This window comes from Streptomyces sp. NPDC054961 (assembly GCF_053609145.1).
Genome location: NZ_JBSGWY010000078.1, coordinates 1 through 15033, shown reverse-complemented (window position 1 = coordinate 15033; position 15033 = coordinate 1). Strand labels below are relative to the sequence as shown.

At 70.1% G+C, this 15033-nt stretch carries 14 protein-coding genes; 13 read left to right on the top strand and 1 reads right to left on the bottom strand.

What is annotated here, in order from left to right:
- Positions 1-105: 105 nt before the first annotated feature.
- On the bottom strand, positions 106-606 hold the full coding sequence (bldD, locus tag ACWF9Z_RS35865) for a transcriptional regulator BldD (RefSeq protein ID WP_069929708.1): 501 nt from the start codon (positions 604-606) through the stop codon (positions 106-108).
- A gap of 264 nt (positions 607-870) precedes the next feature.
- On the opposite strand from bldD, the gene pyrR reads away from it, so the two are divergent.
- The 13 genes from pyrR to metK all read left to right on the top strand — a co-directional run.
- Positions 871-1443: a bifunctional pyr operon transcriptional regulator/uracil phosphoribosyltransferase PyrR gene (gene pyrR, locus ACWF9Z_RS35860; protein ID WP_453609715.1), complete on the top strand. Its 573-nt coding sequence runs from the start codon at positions 871-873 to the stop codon at positions 1441-1443.
- A 120-nt stretch (positions 1444-1563) separates the two neighbouring features.
- Positions 1564-2556: an aspartate carbamoyltransferase catalytic subunit gene (locus tag ACWF9Z_RS35855; protein ID WP_453609714.1), complete on the top strand. Its 993-nt coding sequence runs from the start codon at positions 1564-1566 to the stop codon at positions 2554-2556.
- Between the two features lie 2 nt (positions 2557-2558).
- Positions 2559-3845: a dihydroorotase gene (locus ACWF9Z_RS35850; protein WP_453609712.1), complete on the top strand. Its 1287-nt coding sequence runs from the start codon at positions 2559-2561 to the stop codon at positions 3843-3845.
- Positions 3842-4420: a PH-like domain-containing protein gene (locus tag ACWF9Z_RS35845; RefSeq protein ID WP_453609711.1), complete on the top strand. Its 579-nt coding sequence runs from the start codon at positions 3842-3844 to the stop codon at positions 4418-4420. Before ACWF9Z_RS35850 ends, ACWF9Z_RS35845 begins: the two co-directional genes overlap by 4 nt.
- On the top strand, positions 4417-5583 hold the full coding sequence (carA, locus tag ACWF9Z_RS35840; RefSeq protein ID WP_453609709.1) for a glutamine-hydrolyzing carbamoyl-phosphate synthase small subunit: 1167 nt from the start codon (positions 4417-4419) through the stop codon (positions 5581-5583). The genes ACWF9Z_RS35845 and carA overlap by 4 nt, the downstream gene beginning before the upstream one ends.
- Positions 5576-8884, top strand: coding sequence for a carbamoyl-phosphate synthase large subunit (carB, locus tag ACWF9Z_RS35835; protein ID WP_453609707.1), 3309 nt, complete (start codon positions 5576-5578; stop codon positions 8882-8884). Before carA ends, carB begins: the two co-directional genes overlap by 8 nt.
- 86 nt (positions 8885-8970) lie before the next feature.
- Positions 8971-10095: a quinone-dependent dihydroorotate dehydrogenase gene (locus tag ACWF9Z_RS35830; protein WP_453609705.1), complete on the top strand. Its 1125-nt coding sequence runs from the start codon at positions 8971-8973 to the stop codon at positions 10093-10095.
- Positions 10092-10940 carry an orotidine-5'-phosphate decarboxylase gene (gene pyrF, locus ACWF9Z_RS35825; protein ID WP_453609703.1) on the top strand — a complete coding sequence of 283 codons (849 nt, stop codon included), beginning with the start codon at positions 10092-10094 and terminating at the stop codon, positions 10938-10940. Before ACWF9Z_RS35830 ends, pyrF begins: the two co-directional genes overlap by 4 nt.
- A 481-nt stretch (positions 10941-11421) precedes the next feature.
- On the top strand, positions 11422-11745 hold the full coding sequence (locus tag ACWF9Z_RS35820; protein ID WP_112452485.1) for an integration host factor: 324 nt from the start codon (positions 11422-11424) through the stop codon (positions 11743-11745).
- Between the two features lie 61 nt (positions 11746-11806).
- Complete coding sequence (gene gmk / locus ACWF9Z_RS35815; protein WP_453609702.1) at positions 11807-12370, top strand: guanylate kinase; 564 nt, start codon at positions 11807-11809, stop codon at positions 12368-12370.
- Positions 12371-12443: 73 nt separating this feature from the next.
- Entirely contained in the window at positions 12444-12716 is a 273-nt protein-coding gene (rpoZ, locus tag ACWF9Z_RS35810; protein ID WP_215032941.1) for a DNA-directed RNA polymerase subunit omega, read from the top strand.
- Positions 12717-12826: 110 nt separating this feature from the next.
- Positions 12827-14041, top strand: a complete 1215-nt coding sequence (gene coaBC, locus ACWF9Z_RS35805; protein ID WP_453609700.1) for a bifunctional phosphopantothenoylcysteine decarboxylase/phosphopantothenate--cysteine ligase CoaBC — start codon at positions 12827-12829, stop codon at positions 14039-14041.
- 195 nt (positions 14042-14236) lie between these two features.
- A partial coding sequence (gene metK / locus ACWF9Z_RS35800; protein ID WP_453609699.1) for a methionine adenosyltransferase occupies positions 14237-15033 on the top strand: 797 nt, incomplete at its 3' end.

The window sequence follows — 15033 nt, the reverse complement described above, 5'->3', positions numbered from 1 at the left end:
GCCGGGCGCCCCCAACACCACCCGCGGGGGGGGGGGGGGCCCCCCGCGCCCCCCCCCCCCCCCCCGGTACGTTTCTGCTGGGCCTGGGCCCGGTACGGCTGCGGACTAGATGTCCTCGTGCGCCACCGCGCGGCGCGCGTCCGCGTCCAGCACGCCCCAGCTGATGAGCTGCTCGGTCAGCACCGAGGGGGACTGGTCGTAGATGACGGCGAGGGTGCGCAGGTCGTCCTGGCGGATCGAGAGCACCTTGCCGTTGTAGTCGCCGCGCTGGCTCTGGATGGTCGCCGCGTACCGCTGCAGCGGGCCGGCCTTCTCCGCGGGGACGTGGGCCAGGCGCTCCAGGTCGAGGCGCAGCTTCGGCGGCGGCTCGGCCGCGCCGCCGGGGGTCGTGCCGGGCAGGAGCTCCTGCACCGGGACCCCGTAGAAGTCCGCCAGCTCGGCGAGGCGCTGGACCGTCACGGCGCGGTCTCCGCGCTCGTAGGAACCGACCACGACGGCCTTCCAACGGCCCTGGGACTTCTCCTCGACACCATGGAGGGAAAGGCCCTGCTGGGTGCGGATGGCACGGAGCTTGGCCCCGAGCTGCTTGGCGTATTCGCTGGACATAACGCTCCCGGACGCTGTGACGCTTTGACGACATGGACGCTGTGACGAATGGACCACGTGCGGCTCCGCCGCGCGGCTGGTAACTCACTGTGAGGTTACGCAGCGTTACTTGGATGCGTCAAGCCGAATGGTCTCCAACGCCCACGAAGAGGGCTCCTGGGCTGCCCCGATGCGGGCCCGCGGGAGGACCCCTGGTACCGTGGGACCGTTACATCAGACGTCCTTTAAGGTCCGTCCCGTGAGGCGGAGAAGGAGGTCCTTTTCATGGACACTCAGCAGTCCGGTGTCATGCGCCCCGTTCTCGACGCGCAGGACATCTCGCGGGTACTGACCCGCATCGCCCACGAGATCGTCGAACGCGCCAAGGGCGCCGACGACGTGGTCCTCCTCGGCATCCCCACCCGCGGTGTGTACCTGGCCCGCCGGCTGGCGGCCAAGCTCCAGGAGATCACCGGATCCAAGATCCCGGTCGGTTCCCTCGACATCACCATGTACCGCGACGACCTGCGGATGAAGCCGGCCCGTGCCATCGGCCGCACCGAGATTCCCGGCGACGACATCGACGGCCGCCTGGTCGTCCTCGTCGACGACGTTCTCTTCTCCGGCCGCACCATCCGCGCCGCCCTCGACGCCCTCGGCGACATCGGTCGCCCCCGTGCCGTGCAGCTCGCCGTCCTCGTCGACCGCGGCCACCGCGAACTTCCGATCCGCGCCGACTACATCGGCAAGAACCTCCCCACGTCGCTGCGGGAGAACGTCCAGGTCCAGCTCCAGGAGGAGGACGGCCGGGACGCCGTACTGCTCGGCCAGCGGACCGACCGGGCGACGGCGAACTAGCTCGTCCGTGCGACGGGCCCCCGCGCGGGTCCGCGCCGCAGTCCGCCCTGCCCCAGCACCGCCGCACCGCACCCCCGGCCAGTCCGCCTGGCCACCCTCCCCGACTTACGGAGTACCCGGATGAAGCGCCACCTCATCTCGGCCGCCGACCTCACCCGCGACGACGCCGTCCTCATCCTCGACACCGCCGAGGAGATGGCCCGCGTCGCGGACCGGCCGATAAAGAAGCTGCCCACCCTGCGCGGCCGCACGATCTGCAACCTCTTCTTCGAGGACTCGACGCGCACCCGGATCTCCTTCGAGGCCGCCGAGAAGCGCCTCTCCGCCGACGTCATCAACTTCGCGGCCAAGGGCTCCAGCGTCTCCAAGGGCGAGTCCCTCAAGGACACCGCGCAGACCCTGGAAGCCATGGGCGTCGACGCCGTCGTCATCCGGCACCACGCCTCCGGCGCCCCCTACCGGCTCGCGACCTCCGGCTGGATCGACGCCCCCGTCATCAACGCCGGCGACGGCACCCACGAGCACCCCACCCAGGCCCTGCTCGACGCCTTCACCATGCGCCGCCGCCTCGTCGGCAAGGACGCGGGGCTCGGCAAGGACCTCGACGGCCGCCGGATCACCATCGTCGGCGACGTCCTGCACAGCCGCGTCGCCCGCTCCAACGTCCACCTGCTGCACACCCTGGGCGCCCAGGTCACCCTCGTGGCCCCGCCCACCCTGGTGCCGGTCGGCGTCGAGGCCTGGCCCTGCGAGATCTCGTACAGCCTGGACGCGGTGCTCCCGAAGTCCGACGCGGTCATGATGCTGCGCGTGCAGCGCGAGCGGATGAACGCCGCCTTCTTCCCGACCGAGCGCGAGTACTCCCGCCGGTACGGGCTGGACGGCGCCCGCATGGAACGGATGCCCGAGCACGCCATCGTGATGCACCCCGGCCCGATGGTCCGCGGCATGGAGATCACCGCGGAGGTCGCCGACTCCGACCGCTGCACGGTCGTCGAGCAGGTCGCCAACGGCGTCTCGATCCGCATGGCCGTCCTGTACCTGCTGCTCGGAGGCTCCGAGCCCGCCGTCACCACGAGCTCCACCGCTTCCCGCACCGAGGAGAACAAGTAACCATGAGCAAGATCCTGATTCGTGGCGCGAAGGTACTCGGTGGCGAGACGCAGGACGTCCTGATCGACGGCGAGACCATCGCCGCCGTCGGCGCGGACCTGGACGCCGGCGACGCGACCGTCATCGAGGCCGGCGGCCAGATCCTCCTCCCCGGCCTCGTCGACCTCCACACCCACCTGCGCGAGCCCGGCCGCGAGGACTCCGAGACCGTCCTCACCGGCACCCGCGCCGCGGCCTCCGGCGGCTACACCGCCGTCTTCGCCATGGCCAACACCTTCCCCGTCGCCGACACCGCCGGAGTCGTCGAGCAGGTGTGGCGCCTGGGCAAGGAGTCCGGCTACTGCGACGTGCAGCCCATCGGCGCCGTCACCGTCGGCCTGGAGGGCAAGAAGCTCGCCGAGCTGGGCGCCATGCACGAGTCCGCCGCCCGCGTCACCGTCTTCTCCGACGACGGCAAGTGCGTGGACGACGCCGTGATCATGCGCCGCGCCCTGGAGTACGTGAAGGCCTTCGGCGGAGTCGTCGCCCAGCACGCCCAGGAGCCCCGCCTCACCGAGGGCGCCCAGATGAACGAGGGCATCGTCTCGGCCGAGCTGGGCCTCGGCGGCTGGCCGGCCGTCGCCGAAGAGTCGATCATCGCCCGCGACGTGCTGCTCGCCGAGCACGTCGGCTCCCGCGTGCACATCTGCCACCTCTCCACGGCCGGCTCCGTCGAGATCGTCCGCTGGGCCAAGTCCCGCGGCATCGACGTCACCGCCGAGGTCACCCCGCACCACCTGCTCCTCACCGACGAGCTCGTGCGCTCGTACAACCCGGTCTACAAGGTCAACCCGCCGCTGCGCACGGAGGCCGACGTCCTGGCCCTGCGCGAGGCGCTCGCCGACGGCACGATCGACATCGTCGCCACCGACCACGCCCCGCACCCGCACGAGGACAAGGACTGCGAGTGGGCCGCCGCCGCCATGGGCATGGTGGGCCTGGAGACCGCGCTCGCCGTCGTTCAGCAGACGATGGTGGAGACCGGGCTGCTCGACTGGGCGGGCGTCGCCGAGCGGATGTCCTTCGCCCCGGCGCGCATCGGCGGCCTTCCGCACCACGGACGCCCCGTCTCGGCAGGTGAACCCGCGAACCTGACCTTGGTCGATACCTCGTACCGTGGTGTCGTGGACCCCGCACATTTCGCGTCCCGCAGCCGCAACACGCCGTACGAAGGCCGTGAGCTGCCGGGCCGCGTCACTCACACCTTCCTGCGGGGCCGGGCAACGGTCGTGGACGGGACGCTGGCGTGACACCTGCAGTAATCCAACTGGCCGCCGAGGTCGAACGACAGTCGGCGGAGGTGACGGACTGGGGCGCCCGCATCGCGTGGGTGGCGGGTCTGCTCGTCTTCATCGCCTTCGTCTACTGGCTGATGCGGCAGGGCTGGAAATGGCGCGGCACCTTGCAGAGCGATCTGCCGGAGCTGCCCGCCGCCCCCGGCGGCCTCCCCGAGCACCGGCTGGCACTGACCGGCCGGTACCACGGGTCCACCACCGCCGGGCAATGGCTCGACCGGATCGTCGCCCACGGTCTGGGCGTCCGCAGCCGGGTCGAGCTCACGCTCACCGACGCGGGCCTCGACGTGGTCCGTCCGGGTGCCACCGACTTCTTCGTACCGGCCGCGCGACTGCGCGGCGCCCGCCTCGACAAGGGAATCGCGGGCAAGGTACTCACCGAGGGCGGTCTGCTCGTCGTCACCTGGGCGCACGGTGACAAGGAGATCGACTCCGGATTCCGCTCCGACCGCGCGGCCGAACACGCCGCCTGGGTCGAAGCAATCAACTCCATGAACCACTCGCACACGACGGAAGGCGCCGAACGATGACGACCTCCACCAGGGGAGCAGCCAAAGCTCCCGCCGTACTCGTCCTGGAGGACGGCCGGATCTTCCGCGGCCGCGCCTACGGCGCTGTGGGGGAGACCTTCGGCGAGGCCGTGTTCTCCACCGGAATGACCGGATACCAGGAGACCCTCACCGACCCGTCGTACCACCGGCAGGTCGTCGTGATGACCGCCCCGCACGTGGGCAACACGGGCGTCAACGACGAGGACCCCGAGTCCTCCCGCATCTGGGTCGCGGGCTACGTCGTCCGCGACCCCGCACGGGTCCCCTCGAACTGGCGCTCGCAGCGCTCGCTCGACGAGGAGCTCGTCAGGCAGGGCGTCGTCGGGATCTCCGGCATCGACACCCGGGCCCTCACCCGCCACCTGCGCGAGCGCGGCGCCATGCGCGTCGGCATCTTCTCCGGCCCCTCGGTCGCCGGTGCCGTCGACGACGCGGCCCTGCTGGCCCGCGTCCAGGAAGCCCCGCAGATGAAGGGCGCCGACCTCTCCGCCGAGGTCGCCACCAAGGAGACGTACGTCGTCCCCGCCATCGGTGAGAAGAAGTTCACCGTGGCCGCCGTGGACCTCGGCATCAAGGGCATGACCCCGCACCGGATGGCCGAGCGCGGCATCGAGGTGCACGTGCTGCCCGCCACCGCCACCGTCGAGGACGTGTACGCGGTCGACCCGGACGGCGTGTTCTTCTCCAACGGCCCGGGCGACCCGGCCACCGCCGACCACGCGGTCTCCGTCATGCAGGGCGTCCTCGCCCGCAAGACCCCGCTCTTCGGCATCTGCTTCGGCAACCAGATCCTGGGCCGCGCGCTCGGCTTCGGCACCTACAAGCTGAAGTACGGCCACCGCGGCATCAACCAGCCGGTGCAGGACCGCACCACCGGCAAGGTCGAGATCACCGCGCACAACCACGGCTTCGCCGTGGACGCGCCCCTCGACAAGGTCTCGGACACCGCCTACGGGCGCGCCGAGGTCTCCCACGTCTGCCTGAACGACCAGGTCGTCGAAGGCCTCCAGCTGCTCGACCAGCCGGCCTTCTCCGTCCAGTACCACCCCGAGGCGGCCGCCGGCCCGCACGACGCCGCGTACCTCTTCGACCGTTTCACGTCTTTGATGAGCACCGCCCAGATGGAGGCCGAGCGTGCCTAAGCGCACCGATATCCAGTCCGTCCTGGTCATCGGCTCCGGCCCGATCGTCATCGGACAGGCAGCCGAGTTCGACTACTCCGGCACCCAGGCCTGCCGCATCCTCAAGGCCGAGGGCCTGCGGGTCATCCTGGTGAACTCCAACCCCGCCACGATCATGACCGACCCGGAGATCGCCGACGCCACGTACGTCGAGCCGATCACCCCGGAGTTCGTCGAGAAGATCATCGCGAAGGAGCGCCCCGACGCGCTGCTCCCGACCCTCGGCGGCCAGACCGCGCTCAACACCGCGATCTCCATGCACGAGCAGGGCGTGCTCGAGAAGTACAACGTCGAGCTCATCGGCGCCAACGTCGAGGCCATCAACAAGGGCGAGGACCGCGAGCTCTTCAAGGGCGTCGTCGAGGCCGTCAAGGCCAAGATCGGCTACGGCGAGTCCGCCCGCTCGGTCATCTGCCACACGATGGACGACGTCATCCAGGGCGTCGAGACCCTCGGCGGCTACCCCGTCGTCGTGCGCCCCTCCTTCACCATGGGCGGCGCCGGCTCCGGCTTCGCCCACGACGAGGACGAGCTGCGCCGCATCGCCGGCCAGGGCCTCACGCTCTCCCCGACCACCGAGGTGCTCCTGGAGGAGTCCATCCTCGGCTGGAAGGAGTACGAGCTGGAGCTGATGCGCGACACCAAGGACAACGTCGTCGTCGTCTGCTCCATCGAGAACTTCGACCCGATGGGCGTCCACACCGGTGACTCGATCACCGTCGCCCCGGCGATGACGCTCACCGACCGCGAGTACCAGCGGCTGCGCGACATCGGCATCGCGATCATCCGCGAGGTCGGCGTCGACACCGGCGGCTGCAACATCCAGTTCGCGATCGACCCGGTCGACGGCCGCGTCATCGTCATCGAGATGAACCCGCGCGTCTCGCGCTCCTCGGCGCTCGCGTCGAAGGCCACCGGCTTCCCGATCGCCAAGATCGCCGCCAAGCTGGCCATCGGCTACACGCTCGACGAGGTCCCCAACGACATCACCGAGAAGACGCCGGCCTCCTTCGAGCCGTCCCTCGACTACGTCGTCGTCAAGGCCCCGCGCTTCGCCTTCGAGAAGTTCCCGCACGCCGACGCCACCCTCACCACCACCATGAAGTCGGTGGGCGAGGCCATGGCCATCGGCCGCAACTTCACCGAGGCCCTCCAGAAGGCCCTGCGCTCCCTGGAGAAGAAGGGCTCGCAGTTCACCTTCGTCGGCCCCGTCGGCGACAAGGAAGAGCTCCTCGCCACCGCGGTCCGCCCGACCGACGGCCGCATCAACACCGTCATGCAGGCCATCCGCGCGGGCGCCACCCAGGAAGAGGTCTTCGCGTCCACGAAGATCGACCCCTGGTTCGTCGACCAGCTCTTCCTCATCAAGGAGATCGCGGACGAGCTGGCCGCGGCGGACAAGCTCCACCCCGAGCTGCTCGCCGAAGCGAAGCGCCACGGCTTCTCCGACTCCCAGATCGCCGAGATCCGCGGCCTGCGCGAGGACGTCGTCCGCGAGGTCCGCCACGCGCTGGGCGTCCGCCCGGTCTACAAGACGGTCGACACCTGCGCCGCCGAGTTCGCCGCGAAGACCCCGTACTTCTACTCCTCGTACGACGAGGAGTCCGAGGTCGCCCCCCGCGAGAAGCCCGCGGTCATCATCCTGGGCTCCGGCCCGAACCGCATCGGCCAGGGCATCGAGTTCGACTACTCCTGCGTCCACGCCTCCTTCGCCCTCAGCGACGCCGGCTACGAGACCGTGATGGTCAACTGCAACCCGGAGACCGTCTCCACGGACTACGACACCTCCGACCGCCTGTACTTCGAGCCGCTGACGCTCGAGGACGTGCTGGAGATCGTCCACGCGGAGTCGCTGGCCGGTCCCATCGCCGGTGTCATCGTCCAGCTCGGCGGCCAGACCCCCCTGGGCCTCGCCCAGGCCCTCAAGGACAACGGCGTCCCCGTCGTCGGCACCCCGCCGGAGGCCATCCACGCCGCCGAGGACCGCGGCGCCTTCGGCCAGGTCCTCGCCGACGCCGGCCTGCCCGCCCCCAAGCACGGCACCGCCACCACCTTCGCCGGCGCCAAGGCCATCGCCGACGAGATCGGCTACCCCGTCCTCGTACGCCCCTCGTACGTGCTCGGCGGCCGCGGCATGGAGATCGTCTACGACGAAGAGCGACTGTCCTCGTACATCGCCGAGTCCACCGAGATCTCCCCGACCCGCCCCGTCCTTGTCGACCGCTTCCTCGACGACGCCATCGAGATCGACGTCGACGCCCTCTACGACGGCACCGAGCTCTACCTCGGCGGCGTCATGGAGCACATCGAGGAAGCCGGCATCCACTCCGGCGACTCGGCCTGCGCCCTGCCCCCGATCACCCTCGGCGGCTACGACATCAAGCGGCTGCGCGCCTCCACCGAGGCCATCGCCAAGGGCGTCGGCGTGCGCGGCCTGATCAACATCCAGTTCGCGATGGCGGGCGACATCCTCTACGTCCTCGAGGCCAACCCGCGCGCCTCCCGGACCGTCCCCTTCACCTCGAAGGCGACCGCCGTCCCGCTCGCGAAGGCCGCCGCCCGCATCTCGCTCGGCACCACCATCGCCGAGCTGCGCGAAGAGGGCATGCTCCCGAAGACCGGCGACGGCGGCACCCTGCCGCTCGACGCGCCGATCTCCGTCAAGGAGGCCGTCATGCCGTGGTCGCGCTTCCGCGACATCCACGGCCGCGGCGTCGACACGGTCCTCGGCCCGGAGATGCGCTCCACCGGCGAGGTCATGGGCATCGACTCCGTCTTCGGCACGGCGTACGCCAAGTCGCAGGCCGGCGCCTACGGCCCGCTGCCCACCAAGGGCCGCGCGTTCATCTCCGTCGCCAACCGCGACAAGCGCTCGATGATCTTCCCGGCGCGCGAGCTCGTCGCCCACGGCTTCGAGCTGATGGCCACCTCCGGCACCGCCGAGGTGCTGCGCCGCAACGGCATCAACGCCACCGTCGTGCGCAAGCTCAGCGAGGGCGAGGGCCCGAACGGCGAGAAGACCATCGTCCAGCTCATCCACGACGGCCAAGTCGACCTGATCGTCAACACCCCCTACGGCACCGGCGGCCGCCTCGACGGCTACGAGATCCGCACCGCCGCCGTGGCGCGCAGCGTCCCGTGCCTCACCACGGTCCAGGCGCTCGCCGCGGCCGTCCAGGGCATCGACGCGCTCAACCGCGGGGACGTGGGCGTCCGCTCGCTCCAGGAGCACGCGGAGCACCTGACCGCGGCCCGCGACTAGCAGCCCGACCCGGGGAGGGGGACATCTGATGCGCGACGCGCGACGGATGTCCCCCTCTTCATGAGCGCAGGAGAGATCTTCTTCCCATGTACAAACTCTTCTTCAACCTGGTCTTCAAGCGGATGGACCCCGAGCAGGCCCACTACACGGCCTTCCGCTGGATCCGCCTCACGGCCCGTACGCCGGTGCTGCGCACCTTCGTCGCCGCCGCCCTGGCCCCCCGCTACGAGGCCCTGCGCACCGAGACCCTCGGCCTGCGCATGCACGGCCCCTTCGGGCTCGCCGCCGGCTTCGACAAGAACGCCGTCGCCATCGACGGGATGTCGATGCTCGGCTTCGACCACATCGAGATCGGGACGGTCACGGCCGAGGCCCAGCCGGGCAACCCGAAGAAGCGGCTGTTCCGGCTGGTCCCGGACCGCGCGCTGATCAACCGGATGGGCTTCAACAACGAGGGCTCGGCGGCCGTCGCCGCGCGCCTGGCCGCCCGCAGCGCCGCCCTGGCCGCACGGCCCGGCAAGACGGTCGTCGGCGTCAACATCGGCAAGACCAAGATCGTCCCCGAGGAGGAGGCGGTGGCGGACTACGTCGCGTCCACCGAGCGCCTCGCCCGCCACGCGGACTACCTCGTCGTCAACGTCTCCTCCCCGAACACCCCGGGCCTGCGCAACCTCCAGGCCACCGAGTCGCTGCGCCCGCTGCTGACGGCCGTCCGCGAGGCCGCCGACCGCGCCGTGACCGACCGCCGGGTCCCGCTGCTGGTCAAGATCGCGCCGGACCTCGCCGACGAGGACGTGGACGCGGTGGCCGACCTGGCGCTGGAGCTGGGGCTGGACGGCATCATCGCCACCAACACCACGATCGCCCGCGAGGGCCTGGGCCTGAAGTCCTCGCCCTCCCTGGTCAAGGAGACCGGAGGCCTGTCCGGCGCCCCCGTCAAGGAGCGCTCCCTGGAGGTCCTGCGCCGCCTCTACGCGCGGGTGGGGGACCGCCTGGTGCTCGTCGGCGTCGGAGGCATCGAGAACGCCGAGGACGCCTGGCAGCGGATCCTGGCGGGCGCGACCCTGATCCAGGGCTACAGCGCCTTCATCTACGAGGGCCCGTTCTACGCCCGCGCCATCCACAAGGGCCTGGCCGCGCGCCTGGCCGCCAGCCCGTACGCGACGCTCGCCGAAGCGGTGGGCGCCGAAACCCGAAAGGCCGCACTGTGACCTCTGCCCCCGTGATCCCCTTCGGTACGCGGCTGCGCGCGGCGATGGACGCCCGCGGACCGCTGTGCGTGGGCATCGACCCGCACGCGGCGCTGCTGGAGTCCTGGGGCCTGGACGACAACGTGGCCGGCCTGGAGAAGTTCTCCCGCACGGTGGTCGAGGCGCTGGCGGACTCGGTCGCGGTCTTCAAGCCGCAGGCCGCCTTCTTCGAGCGGTTCGGCTCGAAGGGCATCGCCGTCCTGGAGCGGACGGTCGCGGACGCGCGCGCGGCGGGCACGCTGGTCGTCATGGACGCGAAGCGCGGCGACATCGGCTCGACGATGGCCGCGTACGCGGAGACCTTCCTGTCCCCGTCCTCGCCGCTCTTCTCCGACGCGCTCACCGTCTCCCCGTACCTGGGCTACGGCTCGCTCGCCCCGGCGATCGACCTGGCCCGCGCCTCCGGGGCGGGCCTGTTCGTCCTGGCGCTGACCTCCAACCCGGAGGGTGCGGAGGTCCAGCGGGCGGTGCGGTCGGACGGCCGCTCGATCGGCGCGACGATGCTGGGGCACCTGGCGGCGCAGAACGCGGGGGCCTCCCCGATGGGCTCCTTCGGAGCCGTCGTGGGCGCGACCCTCGGAGACCTGTCCTCCTTCGACCTGGACATCAACGGGCCGCTGCTGGCCCCCGGCATCGGCGCGCAGGGCGCGACGGCGGCGGACCTCCCGGCGGTCTTCGGCGCGGCCGTCCGCAACGTCGTCCCGAACGTGTCGCGGGGCGTACTGAAGCACGGCCCGGACGCCGGTGCGCTGCGGGCCTCGGCCCGCGCCTTCGCGGAGGAGATCCGCGAGGCCGTCTCCGGCTGACCGGCCCGCTGCCGCGCGAGGCGCCGGCGCCGGCGCCGGGGCCGGAACCCGACCGAGGATGTCGATATGTCGGCACCGAGGCGATGTTCCGGCCCTCCGGGGGCGGCCGTCGACAAGGGCCAGTTCAACGCCCCGTCCGCGGCGCCGAGGAGCCCGGAGAGCCGCGTCCGGCACGCGTCGTGCGGGGAATCGGAGCGTTCGAGGACGCCATCGGGCGAGCTCATCGCACTGTTTGACGAAATTCGAACGTCTTTCACCGGACAAAACAGGGGTACTTTGTCCGTGATGTACGGTTCAGTGGAGGCTGACCAGGACTTTTCGTCCGTTCTCGCTGACTGGAGCGGTCATGGCCGCTAGTCTCCGACCAGAGTGAACGAACAGCGATCGAGCACCACTGCTGTTCGGGAGCCTCCCTGGTGTGGTGCCTTCCGGCTCCGCACTGGTCCGTATCCGACAGTTCGACATCCGAGGTGACGTAGGCGTGGCTCTTCCGCCCCTTACCCCTGAACAGCGCGCAGCAGCGCTCGAAAAGGCCGCCGCGGCTCGCCGGGAGCGGGCCGAGGTGAAGAATCGACTCAAGCATTCCGGCGCCTCGCTCCAAGACGTCATCAAGACGGGCCAGGAGAATGACGTCATCGGCAAGATGAAGGTCTCCGCTCTCCTGGAGTCCCTGCCTGGCGTGGGCAAGGTGCGCGCCAAGCAGATCATGGAGCGCCTCGGCATCTCCGAGTCCCGGCGTGTTCGAGGTCTCGGTTCCAACCAGATCGCTTCCCTGGAGCGTGAGTTCGGCACTCCTGCCGGCTAAAGCGTTGCCTGACGGTCCCCCGGCGTTCTCAAGCAGTCCCGAGAAGCTGGATAATCGCTCTATGGCAGCAGAGGTTCGTCCGCGGCTGACCGTGCTCTCCGGCCCTTCGGGGGTCGGCAAGAGCACGGTCGTCGCGCATATGCGCAAGGTCCACCCCGAGGTCTGGCTCTCGGTGTCGGCCACCACCCGCAAGCCGCGGCCCGGTGAGCGACACGGAATCCACTACTTCTTCGTCAATGACGACGAGTTCGACAAGCTGATCGCCAATGGCGAGCTGCTGGAGTGGGCCGAATTCGCGGGCAACCGCTACGGCACACCGCGCGGCGCAGTGCTGGAACGCCTGGAGAACGGCGAGCCGGTCCTGCTGGAGATCGATCTCCAGGGCGCGCGACTCGTCCGCGAGTCGCTGTCCGAGGCGCAGCTGGTCTTCCTGGCGCCTCCGAGCTGGGACGAGCTGGTCCGCCGGCTCACCGGCCGGGGCACCGAATCGGCGGAGGTCATCGAGCGCCGGCTCGCCAGCGCCAAGATCGAACTGGCTGCCGAGCCCGAGTTCGACATCACCCTGGTCAACACCTCGGTCGAGGACGTGGCGCGCGAGCTGCTAGCCTTGATGAATGTTGTTTGATCGTTGATCGATGTTCAATCGATCGGTGTTCGTCAACGTTCCGATCTTTCAACCCATCTTCGGAAGGTAGAGCGTGTCCTCTTCCATCACCGCGCCCGAGGGCATCATCAACCCGCCGATCGACGAGCTGCTCGAGGCCACGGACTCGAAGTACAGCCTCGTGATCTACGCGGCCAAGCGTGCGCGTCAGATCAACGCGTACTACTCGCAGCTCGGTGAGGGCCTGCTCGAGTACGTCGGCCCGCTGGTGGACACCCACGTCCACGAGAAGCCGCTTTCGATCGCGCTGCGCGAGATCAACGCGGGTCTGCTGACCGCCGAGGCCATCGAGGCCCCGGCTCAGTAAGGCGCGAGTTTTCCTTTCACCACAGGCCCGGCAGAACATCTGCCGGGCCTGTGGTGTGTCATAGGTGTCATCAGGTGTGCGTACGGGGACCAGCCGAAGGGGCGTGTGTGGTGGGTAAGCCGAAGGTCGTACTCGGAGTCAGTGGCGGGATCGCCGCTTACAAGGCGTGCGAGCTCCTGCGCCGGCTGACCGAATCCGGACACGACGTGCGCGTGGTGCCGACGGCCGCCTCCTTGAACTTCGTCGGCGAGGCCACCTGGGCCGCCCTCTCCGGCAACCCGGCCTCCACCGAGGTCTGGGAGTCCGTCCACGAAGTGCCGCACGTGCGCATCGGCCAGTCCGCCGACCTCGTCGTCGTCGCCCCGGCCACCGCCGACATGCTGGCCAAGGCCGCCCACGGGCTCGCCGACGACCTGCTCACCAACACCCTGCTCACCGCGCGCTGCCCCGTGGTGTTCGCACCCGCGATGCACACCGAGATGTGGGAGCACCCGGCCACCCAGGAGAACGTGGCCACGCTGCGCCGCCGCGGCGCCGTGGTCATCGAGCCCGCCGTCGGGCGGCTCACCGGCAAGGACACCGGCAAGGGGCGGCTGCCCGACCCCGAGGAGATCTTCGAGGTCTGCCGCGGGGTCCTGGCGCGCGGGGCGGGCGGGCCCGACCTCGCCGGCCGGCACGTGGTGGTCAGCGCGGGCGGTACCCGCGAGCCGCTGGACCCGGTCCGCTTCCTCGGCAACCGCTCCTCCGGCAAGCAGGGCTACGCCCTGGCCCGTACCGCCGTCGCGCGGGGCGCCAGGGTCACCCTGGTCTCCGCCAACGCCGCCCTGGCCGACCCGGCCGGGGTGGACGTCGTACGGGTCGGGACCGCCCTGCAGCTGCGCGAGGCGGTGATCAAGGCCGCCGCGGACGCCGACGCCGTGGTGATGGCGGCGGCCGTGGCGGACTTCCGGCCGTCCGCCTACGCGAGCGGGAAGATCAAGAAGAAGGACGGGCAGGACCCCGAGCCGGTGGTCCTCGTACGCAATCCGGACGTTCTCGCCGAGATTTCAGCCGACCGCGCCCGGGAGGGGCAGGTCGTCGTGGGTTTCGCGGCGGAGACGGACGACGTGCTCGCGAACGGGCGCGCCAAACTCCTCCGCAAGGGGTGTGATCTCCTCGTCGTGAACGAGGTGGGGGAGAGCAAGACCTTCGGTTCGGAGGAGAACGAAGCGGTCGTTCTGGCCTCCGACGGAACCGAGACGGCCGTGCCCTACGGTCCGAAGGAAGCGCTCGCCGAGGTCATTTGGGATCAAGTCGCCCAGCGCATCGCGCCGCGACGCGCCTGAGTGGCGGCTCTTTCCGCGGGCATCTCTTTGCGTCAGAATGGAGTGCCGCAGGTCACACGCCTCCCACAGGGCGAGACAGGTGGTCCCGCGAACGGTGGCGACCGATAAACTGCATTCGGAACGTGATCGGGCGCAGCCTCCGATGCGGTTCCGCCAATGATTCAGCCAGCAGCCGCTGCAACCCCAGGGAGCGTTGTGTCCCGTCGCTTGTTCACCTCGGAGTCCGTGACCGAGGGTCACCCCGACAAGATCGCTGACCAGATCAGCGACACCATCCTCGACGCGCTCCTCACCGAGGACCCGACTTCGCGCGTGGCCGTGGAGACCCTGATCACCACCGGTCTCGTCCACATCGCCGGCGAGGTGACGACGAAGGCGTACGCGCCCATCGCGCAGCTCGTCCGCGACAAGATCCTCGAGATCGGCTACGACTCCTCGAAGAAGGGCTTCGACGGCGCCTCCTGCGGCGTGTCGGTGTCCATCGGCGCGCAGTCCCCGGACATCGCGCAGGGTGTCGACACCGCGTACGAGAAGCGGGTCGAGGGCGACGAGGACGAGCTCGACAAGCAGGGCGCGGGCGACCAGGGCCTGATGTTCGGCTACGCGTGCGACGAGACCCCGGAGCTGATGCCGCTCCCGATCCACATCGCGCACCGGCTCTCCAAGCGACTGTCCGAGGTCCGCAAGAACGGGACCATCCCGTACCTGCGCCCCGACGGCAAGACCCAGGTCACCATCGAGTACGACGGTGACAAGGCCGTGCGCCTGGACACGGTCGTCGTGTCCTCGCAGCACGCGGCGGACATCGACCTGGACTCGCTGCTCGCCCCGGACATCCGCGAATTCGTCGTGGAGCACGTCCTCGCGCAGCTGGTCGAGGACGGCATCAAGCTCGACACCGAGGGCTACCGCCTGCTGGTCAACCCGACCGGACGCTTCGAGATCGGCGGCCCGATGGGCGACGCCGGCCTCACCGGCCGCAAGATCATCAT